The following is a 13,844-nucleotide window of genomic DNA, read 5'->3' as shown; positions in this document are numbered from 1 at the left end:
ACGCTTCTCCTTGAGGATGGCGCTGTAACCAGAGGTAACCACTGGGAACCGCCAGCAGCAGAGCTACCATCGCGATGCGTTGTTTCATGCCGCTTCTCCTTCCTTCATGTCGGTGGGGCGCAGGCCGCGTAGGGCCCATACCAGCCGCTGTCTGGCGGCCTCGGGGCTGTCTATCTGGCTGAGAAAGGGGCCGGCCTGTTCGGGCAGCCAGCCGAGCTGACGACCGCTGCCGGCGATCACCAGCGGCAGGCCGACCGACCCCATGATGAAGATCATCAGCTGGAGCGGGTGACCCGCGACCAGCGAACCTTCCGCCTGTGCCATCCGTACCTGTTCGATCAGCAGCAGGGGATGGCGGCGCGGCAGGCTGAGCAGAAAACGCTGGGCTGCCCCTTCGCCCGCCAGCGCATCACCAAACAGGTGGTTGATAAAGCCGCGCTGGCGCGCCACCAGCCCGATCAGCGCCTCCATGGTGGCCTCGAACATGGCGATGGCGGAGGGGTAGGAGCCCTTGGCTGCCACCGCCTTGAGTTCGTCATAGAGGGGGGCGTACCAGAGTTCGACCAGCTCGTCGATAAAGGCGTCGCGGTTGCCGAAGTGGTAGACAAAGGAGCCGAGGTTCACTTCGGCCGCCGCCGCCAGCTCGCGCACCGTCAGGCCGCGCAGCCCCTTCTCGGTGGCGATGGCGAGGCCGGTATCGAGCAGTTTCTGCCGGGTTGGATTCATCTTTCTGGTTCCTGCTGCACAGATTTATACATATGTATAAATCAATCACACAGAAGTTGATAGATCTTTTTTTGAGCAGATTTCAGCAGGGATGAAAAACGGCGGGCATTCGAAAGAGATGGTTTGAAAACGTCTTTTGATTTAATGGGTTGCCGCAGATAAGGGCCAGAATCCGTGTAGATGACGGAGGCGGTGGAGAAATAAAAACGCCTCCAAAAGGGAGGCGTTTTCAGATCCATCGATCGCGCTTACAGAATAAAGCGGCTCAGATCCTCATCCTCGACAAGCGCACCGAGATGGGCGTTGACGTAGTCGGTGTCGATGACAAAGGTCTCGCCGGACTTCTCGGAGGCGTCGTAGGAGATATCTTCCATCAGGCGCTCCATCACGGTGTGCAGACGACGGGCACCGATGTTCTCGGTACGCTCGTTGACCTGCCAGGCCGCTTCGGCCAGACGGCGGATGCCATCCTTGGTGAACTCGATATTGACCCCTTCGGTGGCCATCAGCGCCTTGTACTGATCGGTCAGGGAGGCGTTCGGTTCGGTCAGGATGCGCTCGAAGTCATCTGTGGTCAGGGCTGTCAGCTCGACCCGGATCGGCAGACGGCCCTGCAGCTCGGGGATGAGGTCGGACGGCTTGGCGATCTGGAAGGCGCCGGAGGCGACAAACAGGATGTGGTCGGTCTTGACCATGCCGTGCTTGGTGTTGACGGTGCAGCCCTCGACCAGCGGCAGCAGGTCGCGCTGTACCCCTTCACGGGAGACATCGGGGCCCGAGCTCTCGCCGCGCTTGCAGATCTTGTCGATCTCGTCGAGGAAGACGATGCCGTTGTTCTCGACAGCGGCGATGGCTTTCTGCTTCAGCTCTTCAGGATTGACCAGACGGGCCGCTTCCTCTTCGATCAGCGCCTTCATGGCCTCTTTGACCTTGATCTTGCGCTTCTTCTTCTGGTTCTGGCCCAGGTTCTGGAACAGCCCCTGCAGCTGGTTGGCCATCTCTTCCATGCCCGGCGGGGTCATGATTTCGACGCCCATCGGGGAGGCGGAGAGCTCCAGCTCGATCTCCTTGTCATCCAGCTGACCTTCCCGCAGTTTCTTGCGGAAGATCTGGCGGGTGTTGGAGTTGTCGGCTTTCTCTTCCTCACCCCAGGTGTTGCGCGGGTTGGGCAGCAGGGCGTCGAGGATGCGCTCTTCGGCGGCTTCTTCGGCGCGGTATTTCATCTTCTCCATCTCGGTTTCGCGCACCAGCTTGATGGCGGCATCGGTCAGATCGCGGATGATGCTGTCCACTTCCTTGCCGACATAGCCCACTTCGGTGAACTTGGTCGCTTCCACCTTGATGAAGGGGGCGTTGGCCAGCTTGGCCAGACGACGGGCGATCTCGGTCTTGCCGACACCGGTCGGGCCGATCATCAGGATGTTTTTCGGGGTCACTTCATGGCGCATCTCTTCGTTGAGCTGCATCCGGCGCCAGCGGTTGCGCAGGGCAACGGCAACGGCGCGCTTGGCATCGGCCTGACCAATGATGTGACGATCCAGCTCGTGGACGATTTCTCTCGGGGTCATCTCGGACATGATGGTGTTCCTGTATCCGGGGCGGGCAGTGCCCACCCCTTGGGAAATTGGGTTTGGCTGGTGGCCTTATTTGGCGGCGTAGTCCAGCACTTCGATGGTGTGGTTGCCGTTGGTGAAGACGCAGATGTCGCCCGCAATCTTGAGGGACTTCTCGACAATGCTCCTGGCATCCAGCTCGGTGTTTTCCAGCAGGGCGATGGCGGCGGACTGGGCAAAGTTGCCGCCGCTGCCGATGGCGATGAGATCGTGCTCCGGCTGCACCACGTCACCGTTGCCGGTGATGATGAAGGATTTGTGTTCGTCGGCCACGGCCAGCAGTGCTTCGAGGCGGCGCAGAGCGCGATCGGTGCGCCAATCTTTGGCCAGCGCCACGGCGGCGCGCTCCAGATTACCCTGATGGGCCTGCAGTTTTGCTTCGAAACGCTCGAGCAGGGTGAAGGCGTCGGCGGTACCGCCAGCGAAACCGGCCAGCACCTTGCCGTTATAGAGACGATGAACCTTGCGGGCGTTGCCCTTCATGACGGTGTTGCCAAGAGAGACCTGGCCATCGCCACCGATGACGACCTGACCGTTGCGGCGAACTGAAACTATGGTAGTCACTTTACTTACCTCGCTTGAGCCGAATGACGGCCTGACTGTGCATGGCAAGAAAGATGGGGATGGCAAACGGGCTTTTCAACCCTGCCTTTGGTCGGGATAAACGGGGTAATAAAGAGCGTGGGTGCGAGTGACACCAAAAGAACAGGGCCGGGTGTTGCCACCCGGCCCTGCTGCACACTGTCCGCATTATGTTGTTTCAGACCAGACTACCGCTTGGCACACGATCACAGTTTGGCCATTGAACGTCGCCGAGGGAGAACCATACAGCGTGTAGCCTTGAGCTAGTGCCTCGCTGACACGAAAACAAAATGTCACGTCATCAGGCCCAGTAATCAAGCGGTAAACCGGAAGGCCATTTGGTGGCTGTTTCGAATTTGTCATGTTCTGGTTCTCTGCTGGTTCAGCCTGACAGTATGCTAACCCTTCTTGGCAATGCAGCCGCTGATGCCGGAGCTCTGCAGCTTGCCGTTGGCCGCGTCGGCGGCCGCCTTGCCGTTGAAGGGGCCCACCATCACCTTGTAGACGGTACCGTTGGCTGTGTTGACCACCTGCAGGCTGGAAGAGAGACCGGCGGTGAAGGCGATACGTGCCTTGAGCGACTCTGCGGAATCCTGCGAGCGCAGAGCCGCGCACTGCATCATATAGCGACCGCTGTCGGCGGCTGCGGTCTGGGCTGGCGGGTTAGCCGCTTTGGCCTTGGCCGCTTCGGCCTGCTCCCGCTCCAGCTCGGCACGGATCTCCCGCTCCATTCGCTCCCGTTCGGCCTGGCGATCGATCACCTGTTCCCGAGCGCTGGCAACGGGCGCACCGTTGTCAGGCGTGGTCGCCGGATTGGTCTGATAGGGTTTGGACTGGCCGATGGGCGTCCCCGGTTGGGGAATGTCGGTCGGTACCGGTTGCGGCAGCTTTTCCGGCTGCAGGGTCAGAGTATCGGCGGGGGGCGGTGGCAGCACGCCCGGCTGGGGCGGTGGCTCGATAACATCGACCTGCTTGTTCTCAAGCCGTTCGATGTAGCTCCACTTCTCCTGTGGCAACCCGTTGTTCTGTGGTTTTGGCTTGTTGGCCTTTACCTGCTCTTCGATGGTGGGGGCGTCGCTGCCCTTGCCATTGATCATGTAAAGGAAGCCACCAAAGCCTGCCAGCAGTGCCACGACCAGCAGCACTGGAATAACAGGAAAGCGGCGAGGGGCCGCTTTCTTGGTATTGCGGCCACCCGCCCGACGTCGTGGGCGGCTGCCGACATAATCCCGGGTTGCCATCTATTACATGCGCTCCAGGGTATGGATGCCCAGTACGCCGAGGCCCAGTTTCAGCACCTTGGCGGTGGCGGCGCACAGCAGCAGACGGCTCTGACGGGTTGCCTCGTCCACGCCATCCTTGTTGATCGGACAGGCTTCATAGAAGGTCATGAAGTTGCCGGACAACTCGTACAGGTAGGTACAGAGCAGGTGCGGCATGCCTTTGTCGGCCACTCCATTGACCGCGTCGGAGAACTGGATCAGCTTCTGGGCCAGCACCTCTTCGGCCTCTTCGTTCAGGGTCACATTGCCGGTCAGGGTAGCGGCATCGACGCCAGCCTTGCGGAAGATGGACTGGATACGGGTGTAGGCATACTGCAGGTAAGGGGCGGTGTTGCCTTCAAACGACAGCATCAGATCCCAGTCGAAGATGTAGTCGGTAGTGCGGTTCTTGGAGAGATCCGCATACTTGACCGCGCCCATGGCGATGGCGTTGACCACATTGGCCTTCTCTTCGGCAGAGAGGTCGCTGTTGCGGCTCTCCAGCAGGGCAGCGGCGCGCTCTTCCGCTTCGTTGAGCAGGTCAACCAGCTTGACGGTGCCACCGGAACGGGTCTTGTAGGGACGACCATCCTTACCCAGCATCATGCCGAAGGCGTGGTGCTCGAGGGGGACGGATTCCGGCACATAGCCTGCCTTGCGGGTGATGGTCCAGGCCTGCATCAGGTGCTGGTGCTGACGGGAGTCGATGAAGTACATGACACGGTCGGCACCCAGGGTTTCATAACGGTATTTGGCACAGGCGATGTCGGTGGTGGTGTAGAGGAAACCGCCATCGCTCTTCTGGATGATGACGCCCATGGCCTCGCCATCCTTGTTCTTGAACTCGTCCAGGAAGACAACGGTGGCGCCTTCGCTTTCGACCGCCAGCCCCTTGGCTTTCAGGTCGGCCACGATCTCCGGCAGCATGTCGTTGTACATGGACTCGCCCATGATGTCCTTGTTGGTCAGGGAGACATTCAGGCGGTCATAGTTGATCTGGTTTTGTTCCATGGTCATGTCGACCAGCTTCTTCCACATGGTACGGCAGTACTCGTCGCCGCCCTGCAGCTTGACCACGTAGTTACGGGCGCGCTCGGCGAAGGCTTCGTCTTCGTCGTAGCAACGCTTGGCCTGGGTATAGAAGGCTTCCAGATCCTTGAGCGCCATGTCGCTGGCATGCTCGTTGGACATCTTCTCCAGATAGGCGATCAGCATGCCGAACTGGGTGCCCCAGTCACCGATGTGGTTGGCACGGATCACTTTGTGGCCGAGGAATTCCAGCGCACGCGCAGCCACGTCACCGAGTACGGTGGAGCGGATGTGGTGCACCGCCATCTCTTTGGCCACGTTGGGGGCGGAGTAGTCCACCACCACGGTTTGTGGCGTGGGCAACCGTACGTTGGCGTTGGCAGAGGTCACCATGGCCTCGACCTGACCGGCCAGCCAGCGCTGGTCGAAGAAGAAGTTGATGAAGCCGGGGCCGGCGATCTCGACCTTGGCGATCAGGTCGGAGGCAGGCAGGTGCTCGATGATGGCCGCCGCCAGCTCACGGGGATTCTTGCGGGCCGGCTTGGCCAGCAGCATGGCCAGGTTGGTGGCCAGGTCACCGTGAGCTTTTTCCTTGCATCGGTCTACTTGCACGCGGGCTTCCAGGTCCGCCGGCAGGACGCCTGCTGACTTGAGATTGGCTACCGTTTGTTCAAGTAGATGATGAATATGCTCTTTCATAACTGACCACCAAGGTTGCGCGTCGAAAAATGACTGATATATAAGGGCGTGAATTTTACCCGCATCGGCTCGAGAAAACTATAGGGATGACCCGCCGCTCGCTGTCGGGCGGATATTTCACTGCGTTTGGCGCCATATTTCAGAATATTGGACGGAAATTATGGTGCTTATCCATTTCTACTGCATATCGAAGCGCCTTGTCCAGGCTATTTCCCCTGATTGTTAAGGGTTTTTCCCGACACTGATCTCCCGCTGGCTGTTGCACGTACCTAGAGTCGTAACCCAGCAAGGAGTTTGTGATGCGACTGGCACTGTTTCCCCTATCAGCCCACCTGCTGCCCGGCGGCATCATGCCGCTGCGGATCTTCGAACCCAGATACCTGCGGATGGTGGCCGAAGCGGGGGAGGCGGGCTTTGCCCTCTGCATGGTGGATCCGCGCCAGCCTGACGCCCTGCGCAACATGCTGCCCATCGCCACCCGGGTCAACGTCATCGACTTCGACCGGCTGCCGGACGGCATGCTGGGGATCACGGTGCAGGGGGTGGAGCGGCTGCAGATAGAGGATCTGTGGCAGGAGCAGGATGGCCTGCGCATCGGTGAGGTAACCTCGCTGCCGGCCTGGCCGCCCCGCCGGCTCCATCCCGATCAGCTGCCACTGGCCGATGCGCTGCGGGAGGTGTTTGCCGATTATCCCGACTATGCCGCCCTCTATCCCGCCCCCCGCTGGGACGATGGCAACTGGGTGGCACAGCGCTGGCTGGAGGTGCTGCCGATCCCCCCCGAGCAGAAGCAGCTGCTGCTGGCCGCCGCCGACAATCAGCCCGCCATCGCCCTGCTCAAAGGAGTGCTGGTGGCCAGTCACTGATTTTTTTCTGAACTGCTGATCTGCCAGCGCCGCAGGGCCGTATCAGTCATTACCACAGCATGTTCGACAGCACACCAAAGGGATGGCGCAATGGCATATACTGGCCAACCACACTCGACCATACGCAGGACTTCGCCCGTGATGGATAACTCGGATGGCGACCTCAAATCTCTGCTGATCAGGGTGGCAGAGCAGGCTGACAAGGCTGCTTTTGCCCGCCTGTTCCAACACTTTGCGCCGCGCATTCGCAGCTATGGGCTGCGCCATCTCGGCAGCGAGGCCAACGCCATGGAGCTGGTGCAGGAGACCATGCTGCTGGTATGGCAGAAGGCGCGCCTCTACCACCCCGAGAAGGGGGCGCCGACCACCTGGATCTATACCGTGATGCGCAACCAGTGCTTCGATCTGCTGCGCCGGCGCCGTGCCAGCAAGGAGGATCTCTGTGCAGAAGAGCTGTGGCCGGTGCTGGAGTTTCAGGCCGAAGAGGAGCATCTGAGCGGGGGGGAGGATGCCGTGCTGACCCGTCAGATGGCCCACTATCTGGGCACCCTGCCTGAGCCGCAACAGCAGGTGGTGCGCGGCATCTATCTGCAGGAGTTCTCCCAGCAGGAGCTGGCGGAGCGACTCGGCGTGCCGCTCGGCACCATCAAGTCCCGCCTCCGGCTGGCGTTACAGAAACTGAAAGAGCAAGTGGAGCAAGGCCATGATTAAAGCCCATCCGACCAACCCTATGCTGCGCGCCTTCGCCGCCGACGAGCTCCCTCTGCCGCTGGCGGTGGGGCTCTCCGCTCACTGTGAACTCTGCCCCGATTGTGCTGCCCGACTGAAGACATTCGAAGAGGAGCTGGCGCAGCAATATCTTGCCTCGCCAGCAGAGCCCGAGGCGGACTCCCGGGATGAAGTGGGACTGGACGCCGGATTCGACGCCATGCTGGCGGATATTCTGGCGCAGCCGCTGGCAGAGCCCCTCTCCGAGCCAACACATGATCAGCCCCGAGTCCAGCGCGGCGAGCTGGAGGTGGCCGGTCACGCCTACCGTTTGCCACGGGTGCTGGCCCGCTACCGTTCGCCCAAGTGGCGTCATATCGGGGCCATTCGTCAGCAGAGTCTACCGCTGGACGAGATGGGGGCGCGCGCCAGCCTGCTCCATATCGAAGCGGGCGGCCGCATCCCCGAGCACACCCATCAGGGTTATGAGCTGACCCTGCTGCTGGCTGGCAATATTCAGGATGGCGATACCCTTTACAAGGCGGGAGATTTCATCTGGCGCGATGCCAGCCACTCCCATAGCCCGCATACGCCAGATGGCTGCCTCTGCTACACGGTGCAGGATGCGCCGGTGCAGTTCACCAAGGGGCTGTCGCGGCTGCTGAACGGCATCAGCCAGCACCTCTACTGAGCACCATGACGCCATAGAAAAAGGGACCAGATTGGTCCCTTTTTTCATTTGATTGCTGGTTGCCGGTCAGGCGACAAACACCAGATAGACGGCGAATGCCACGATAAAGCGGTAGATAGCGAACGGGATAAAGTCGATGCGGCGGATCAATGTCAGGAAGGTCTTGATCGCAAACATCGCTACCACGAAAGCGGTGATAAAGCCCACGGCAAACATCGGGAAGTCGGCCATCGAGAGAAAATCGCGGCTCTTGTAGAGATCAAGCCCGCTGGCCGCCACCATCATGGGCACCGCCATGATGAAGGAGAACTCGGCGGCGGCGTGACGGCTGATCCCCATCAGCATGCCACCACTGATGGTGGCGCCGGAGCGGGAGAAGCCGGGCCACAGGGCCAGACACTGGAACAGACCGATGCCGAACGCCTGCTTGTAGCTGATGTCATCAAGGGTTTCAGCTGTGACGGCCGGGCGGAACTTCTCGGCGATGATGAGCAGGATGCCCCCCGCGACCAGCGCGTACATTACGGTCTGTGGACCAAACAGGTTGGCCTTGATCCAGCTGTGGATGGCCAGACCGACCACGATGGCGGGCAGCATGCCGAGGATGACGTGGATCAGCGACAGGGTGGCATGATCCCGGGACGGCTTCTGGCCAAAGTGGATGCCAATCAGGCCAAACAGGCGGCGCCAGAAGACGGCGACTACGGCGAGTATGGAGCCAAGCTGGATCACCACTTCGAAAGTGGCAGCCTTGGGCCCTTCAAAGCCCAGCAGATGGCCGACGATAATCATGTGGCCGGTGGAGGAGACGGGGAGGAACTCGGTCAGCCCCTCGACGACGCCCAGAATAAAGGCGACCAGCAGGCTATAGGTGTCAGTCATCGAACAGAATCCTTGCTACGTTGATGCAAAAACGCCCCGGAAGGAGCTCGGGGCGGCTTATCTTGCTCGATAGTGACTGCTGAGGCTATGTAAAAATCATGAAACCTTTAAGTCAGTCGCGGATAAAACGGTAGCGGGTCTGGTGGTGATAACGCCCGCCCGGCAGCAGCCAGGGGTTGCCCAGCTCGGGCCGATTGGGGCTGTCCGGCAGCTGTTGCGTCTCAAGACAGAAGCCGTCGTGATCCCCGAGTGCCAGCCCCAGGTTGTATGAATGCTCATCAGTTCCTTTCGTTACGCAGCTTGAGCATCAGGACGGCGCAGGCCAGAGCGAGAGTGATGCTGTTTGCTATGGTGATGGGCATGTCGTTAGTGCGCAGGCCGTAGATCAACCATAGAAGTACGCCACAGCTGAAGACCAGATACATATTGGTTGAGATGGCCCTGGTTTCTTGGGTCTTTATTATGTGTATAACTTGCAAGGCAAAAGATCCTGTGGTCAGAAAGGCTGCACAGAGACCGAGGTTGGCGGTGTCGAGCCAGAAAACCAGAACGCAGAGAGCGATTGGCACAATAACGATATTGTGCCAGAAATAAACCGACAAATTTGAACTCCTCAAAGACCAATGGAGGCAATGGATATTTATTATCGTGTAATATACTTCAGCAAAAGTTTACCCAGTGGCTTTCGATGATTCATGTAACTTATGTTGATTGCTTTTCCTATGCGCAATGCAACGAAAAAATAATTTATCAATCATTGTAGTTTTCATGTTCTTGAATGGAATTTGCCAGTCAAGTTGAATGGATAGAGGCGCTCAATTCGACTGGCGTATATTTTATGGTAAAGCATTCATTGTTTTTATGTTAAAGAGACGAAATGGAACGCCATTTATTTAGAGCATGACGTACTTTGGCGTGCTTATCTTCGGTGAAATTGTAGCGGGTCATGATCATCACCCGTAATATGCTACCCAATATCGGCACAAGTGATATACAGATAAATAGTCCGTCCATCGTAGCCTGAGTCTGTGCCGCATTCGGTTGATAGCCAAGCCAGATCAGCAGGGTACCGGAAATACCACCTGCGATGGCCCAAGCCAGTTTGCCGGTAAAGGTCTGCCCCGAGAATGCGATGGCAGCGCAACGGCGGCCAGACTTTAGTTCTGCATATTCGATGGTCTCACTCAACATGGCGGAGATAAGCGGATTGGTGATGACGTTGGCCGCATGGATCAAGGCGAGGAAGCCGAACACCATTATCAGATTGTCGTAGCCTGTCGTATAGAAACCGATGCGTAATGCAATCTCCAGCAGAGTGAGTAGCAGGAAGAGATCACGTTTCCTGAGCTTGCTGGTCAATATCGGCATCAGCATACAGGCCATAGAGGTTGCCACACCGATAGAGCCCATCACCGAGAGCAGCCCGACATCACCCATGTTGTAGGTGAAGAAGAAAATGTAGAGCCCGGTGGCCAGATTAAAGAACACGTTACAGAAGAAGGCGCCAAGTACATACGCCAACGGTTTGTTGGAACGCAGGACGCGGAAAGAGTCCCTAATGGTGATCTTGTCATTCGGATTGGGCTTGATGCGCTCTTTCATCTGGCTTGCTCCGAGCACCATCAGCGGCAGGGCGATCAGCATCAGGCAGATGGCACCTTCCATGTAGCCCTTGGTGCTGCTGGTTGCAGCAAACAGTTCGGTGAGCTTCGGGAATATGATGGAAGCACTGCCAATGCCGATATTGACGCCCAACATGGCGACGGTTACGGCCTTGGCTCGCTCCTGTGGCTCTTGGCTCATGACCGATGACATGGTCCAGAAAGGTACATCAGACAAGGTGTATATCATCCCCCACGCGATATAGGTGACTGCTGCATAAGTTACCTTGGTGGTCATGGGTAAATCCATGCCAATGAAGCTGAGAGAGGTGATCCCGGCAATCAAGAAGGGAACGAAAAGCATATATGGCGTGAATTTGCCTCGTTTGAAATTAAGAGTGTCCATATAACCAGCGATAATAGGATCGTTGATGGCATCCCATACTCTGGCAATGAGGAAAATAGCCCCAGCTGCAGCGGGCGATATTCCAAGGATATCGGTGTAAAAATAGAGGATAAATGATCCCACCAGGCCGAAACTGAGGCATTGCCCGACGGCATAGCTGAAATATCCCACCAGCTCTCTATTGTGTATCTTTTGATCTGTCATCTGCCAACCTTTCCCAACATGAATGTGTTGTGAGGGGCGCCACTAGGGTGGCGTCCTCTTTTGCGTTATGAACGGGTCAATGTGCGGAGCAGTTCTATTTCACTGGCAGAGTAGGGGGTACCATCCTCCTCCAGCAGGTCGTGAAACCAGACCCTGCGGAAATCGGGGTCGATATTGCGAACGAAAGGCCATGGCAGGTGAGTTTGCGTCTTCCCTTTTACCAGACCCCATTGATAGGCACCTATTTTTAACTCTTTGAAGAGTGGCAGTTGTTGTTCCATCACGCTGCCGACATGCCTGGCCAGCCACTCTGTGCAGAGGAGCGGACGGCGATATTTGCTGACCACATCCAGAGAGATTTTCAGCCCCTCCATACGCTGATAGGAGTGGAAAGTGATGACATCCGATAGCTCCATAGCGCGCAGGTCGGTCGGATGAGTAAAGGTGTTTTCCGGAGTAAATTCCGAATCCCCCTGACCGATGCTGTAGGGTGCATGCCACGCGCCGACGGTGAGTGGCTGGGAGGGGTTCTCTTCTCGGGCCCAGACAAAAGCCAACTCCATCAGATAGTGGGCATATGTCTCCAGCGACTCATCGAAACGCACCTCGACATCGCCTTCCGAAAAGATGCCCCTGTTGGTCGGCTCATTGTACAGATCCCAGATAAAGATCCGCTCATCCTGTGCAAATGTACGTATCAGGTCGCGAATATAGTGTTCCACTTCGCGCCATTGGGTCGGGTCAATGACGACATTCCGACCGGGACTGGCCGCCGCCTGGCTATTGTGTACATCTTCCCGAGGTGGTTGCTGGCGGCCCAGATAGGGGTGATCGCCGGAGAAGCCACAGTCATCCATCAAGGTCATCATCACGCGGATATTGTGCTTGCTACACAGGCCAAGGAACTGCTCAATGCGCGCGAGCAGGCCATCCCGATCATGCTGCCAGACGATAAAGGGCAGATTGGTTCGCAGGGTGTTGTAGCCCAGTTTGTTGGCCCAACCCAGTTCCTGGTCAATGATGACTGGGTCGAAGGTTTCTCCCTGCCACATTTCGGTCCAGTTGACCGCTGTGCGGGGGAGATAGTTGAAGCCCAATAGCCAAGGTTGTTTGTTCCACCATTGCCAAGCTCGTTCTGTTGACCACTGTTGTATCGCCATCGGATATCCTTGCAACTAATTATTTAAACCTACAGCAATTAATATTAGCTAATATCTTTAGTTGCAAATCATGAAGGATAGAATTCAGGTATTAGTCACAAAATGAACAAATTTAGGGGGTTAACAGGCATGGCTGGCGAGCCATCTGTACTCGGGACGATAACCGAAAACCCTCTATCGTCCTTGTGGGCTGTTGTGCTGCTTGCTCATGTCCGTAATCATGAGTCATGATAAAAGATAAATAATTAATATTATTATCTGGGCGGTACTGCTCAAACTATGGCCATATCAATGAATAGTAAACGCATCACCATGAGCGCCATCGCTGCAGCTGCAGGTGTTTCCCAATCAACGGTTTCACTGGTGCTCAATGGTTCAACCACCATCAAACTGGCGGAGGAAACGCGGCGTAGAGTGCTTGAAAAAGCGGCCGAACTGGGTTACCAGCATAAGCGAGCTGAATATCTATCCAAGGGACCATCTGCTAGAAAAATAGCTTTTGTTTTCAATGGCCTGACTCCATATGACCCTTTTCTAGATGCGATCAATGCCTGCAATGAACGCGCTTGGGAGGCAGATCGCATGCTGGTTACATTCGATTATCGCAACAGCGCGGAGCTCACCAAGTTGATCGAGCAGGAGATCAATCAGGGGGATTATCTGGGGATGATTTTTGCCTCTTCCATGACACGACAACTTGCCGAGATGGAGCTCTCCCCGCAGGTGCCTACCGTTTTGCTCAACTGCTACCTGGAGGGCAGTGGCTCGTCCGAAAGTTATTCCATCCTGCCTGCCGATAAGCTGGCGGGTTACAAGGTGACGGCGCACCTGTTGGAGCAAGGCTGCAAACGAGTGGCTCTTATTCAGGGGGAGCCATGGATGGAGGCAAATAGTCTGCGGCTGGAGGGGTATCGTCAGGCGTTGATCAACCACGATTTGATACCGGATCCACAATGGGTGCGCGTGGGCAACTGGTCGCTACATGAGGCTTATGAACAGACTCGGCAACTGCTGGCGCTGCCTCAGCCGCCTGATGGTATCTTCTGTTGCAGTGATTACATGGCTCAGGGTTGTTACCAGGCGATAGCCGAGGCGGGATTGCGCATCCCGGAAGACATTCTGGTGGCGGGCCATGATAACCAGATGCTGGCCTGCGAAATGGAGCCCCCTTTGAGTTCTATCGAACTACCTTACGACGAGATGGGTAAACTGGCGGTGGACACCTTGTTGCAACTGGCCCAAGGAGAGAAGCCCATCGCTTTACTGATGAAGCTGGAAGGGGAGTTGCTGATCCGTGCCTCGACCAAGGGTCAGCCAGTTAACAAAATTTGATCCTCTCTCGATGACCTGTTGCGTAGTGGTTCCTTATGCCACAGGGCGTGCCCATATGTTCCCGTCATGCCTGCCAAGTTGTG

At 57.3% G+C, this 13,844-nt stretch carries 14 protein-coding genes and 1 pseudogene; 4 read left to right on the top strand and 11 right to left on the bottom strand.

Annotated features, from left to right (window positions below):
* Nucleotides 1-84 precede the first annotated feature (84 nt).
* The 6 genes from G5306_RS12640 to argS form a co-directional block, all read right to left on the bottom strand.
* The gene (locus tag G5306_RS12640; protein WP_421204075.1) at nt 85-726 is read right to left on the bottom strand and encodes a TetR/AcrR family transcriptional regulator; all 642 of its coding nucleotides are present in this window, start codon (nt 724-726) and stop codon (nt 85-87) included.
* Between the two features lie 248 nt (nt 727-974).
* Nucleotides 975-2,303: an HslU--HslV peptidase ATPase subunit gene (hslU, locus tag G5306_RS12635; protein ID WP_005340773.1), complete on the bottom strand. Its 1,329-nt coding sequence runs from the start codon at nt 2,301-2,303 to the stop codon at nt 975-977.
* A 66-nt stretch (nt 2,304-2,369) separates the two neighbouring features.
* Nucleotides 2,370-2,903, bottom strand: a complete 534-nt coding sequence (hslV, locus tag G5306_RS12630) for an ATP-dependent protease subunit HslV (protein ID WP_042018387.1) — start codon at nt 2,901-2,903, stop codon at nt 2,370-2,372.
* Nucleotides 2,904-3,089: 186 nt separating this feature from the next.
* Nucleotides 3,090-3,284 carry a DUF1737 domain-containing protein gene (locus G5306_RS12625; protein ID WP_421312940.1) on the bottom strand — a complete coding sequence of 65 codons (195 nt, stop codon included), beginning with the start codon at nt 3,282-3,284 and terminating at the stop codon, nt 3,090-3,092.
* A 35-nt stretch (nt 3,285-3,319) separates the two neighbouring features.
* Complete coding sequence (locus G5306_RS12620; RefSeq protein ID WP_421312939.1) at nt 3,320-4,162, bottom strand: SPOR domain-containing protein; 843 nt, start codon at nt 4,160-4,162, stop codon at nt 3,320-3,322.
* A 3-nt stretch (nt 4,163-4,165) separates the two neighbouring features.
* Nucleotides 4,166-5,911: an arginine--tRNA ligase gene (argS, locus tag G5306_RS12615; protein WP_421209205.1), complete on the bottom strand. Its 1,746-nt coding sequence runs from the start codon at nt 5,909-5,911 to the stop codon at nt 4,166-4,168.
* Nucleotides 5,912-6,210: 299 nt separating this feature from the next.
* On the opposite strand from argS, the gene G5306_RS12610 reads away from it, so the two are divergent.
* The 3 genes from G5306_RS12610 to G5306_RS12600 all read left to right on the top strand — a co-directional run bounded on the left by G5306_RS12610 (nt 6,211) and on the right by G5306_RS12600 (nt 8,176).
* Entirely contained in the window at nt 6,211-6,777 is a 567-nt protein-coding gene (locus tag G5306_RS12610; RefSeq protein ID WP_279011232.1) for an LON peptidase substrate-binding domain-containing protein, read from the top strand.
* Nucleotides 6,778-6,918: 141 nt separating this feature from the next.
* A complete protein-coding gene (locus G5306_RS12605; protein ID WP_227343139.1) occupies nt 6,919-7,488 on the top strand; it encodes a sigma-70 family RNA polymerase sigma factor in 570 nt (189 codons plus the stop codon).
* Complete coding sequence (locus G5306_RS12600) at nt 7,481-8,176, top strand: ChrR family anti-sigma-E factor (protein WP_421312938.1); 696 nt, start codon at nt 7,481-7,483, stop codon at nt 8,174-8,176. The genes G5306_RS12605 and G5306_RS12600 overlap by 8 nt, the downstream gene beginning before the upstream one ends.
* A gap of 66 nt (nt 8,177-8,242) precedes the next feature.
* Here the strand turns inward: G5306_RS12600 and bacA are convergent, their stop codons facing one another.
* The 5 genes and pseudogenes from bacA to G5306_RS12575 form a co-directional block, all read right to left on the bottom strand.
* A complete protein-coding gene (gene bacA / locus G5306_RS12595; RefSeq protein ID WP_069527669.1) occupies nt 8,243-9,058 on the bottom strand; it encodes an undecaprenyl-diphosphate phosphatase in 816 nt (271 codons plus the stop codon).
* 112 nt (nt 9,059-9,170) lie between these two features.
* Nucleotides 9,171-9,302 (bottom strand): annotated as a pseudogene (locus tag G5306_RS12590) (galactose-1-epimerase); the annotation flags it as partial.
* A gap of 34 nt (nt 9,303-9,336) precedes the next feature.
* Nucleotides 9,337-9,660: a SemiSWEET transporter gene (locus tag G5306_RS12585; protein ID WP_421172454.1), complete on the bottom strand. Its 324-nt coding sequence runs from the start codon at nt 9,658-9,660 to the stop codon at nt 9,337-9,339.
* 262 nt (nt 9,661-9,922) lie between these two features.
* The gene (locus G5306_RS12580) at nt 9,923-11,269 is read right to left on the bottom strand and encodes an MFS transporter (protein ID WP_421312937.1); all 1,347 of its coding nucleotides are present in this window, start codon (nt 11,267-11,269) and stop codon (nt 9,923-9,925) included.
* 65 nt (nt 11,270-11,334) lie between these two features.
* Complete coding sequence (locus tag G5306_RS12575; protein WP_421206265.1) at nt 11,335-12,429, bottom strand: 1,4-beta-xylanase; 1,095 nt, start codon at nt 12,427-12,429, stop codon at nt 11,335-11,337.
* A gap of 291 nt (nt 12,430-12,720) precedes the next feature.
* Here G5306_RS12575 and G5306_RS12570 point away from each other — a divergent pair, with 291 nt between their 5' ends.
* The gene (locus tag G5306_RS12570) at nt 12,721-13,761 is read left to right on the top strand and encodes a LacI family DNA-binding transcriptional regulator (protein WP_421206264.1); all 1,041 of its coding nucleotides are present in this window, start codon (nt 12,721-12,723) and stop codon (nt 13,759-13,761) included.
* Nucleotides 13,762-13,844: the final 83 nt, after the last annotated feature.

The organism is Aeromonas sp. 603404, from assembly GCF_049171775.1.
Lineage (GTDB): Bacteria > Pseudomonadota > Gammaproteobacteria > Enterobacterales > Aeromonadaceae > Aeromonas > Aeromonas veronii_A.
The sequence above is the reverse complement of the archived record's forward strand: the minus strand, read 5'-3'. Positions and strand labels throughout refer to the sequence as shown.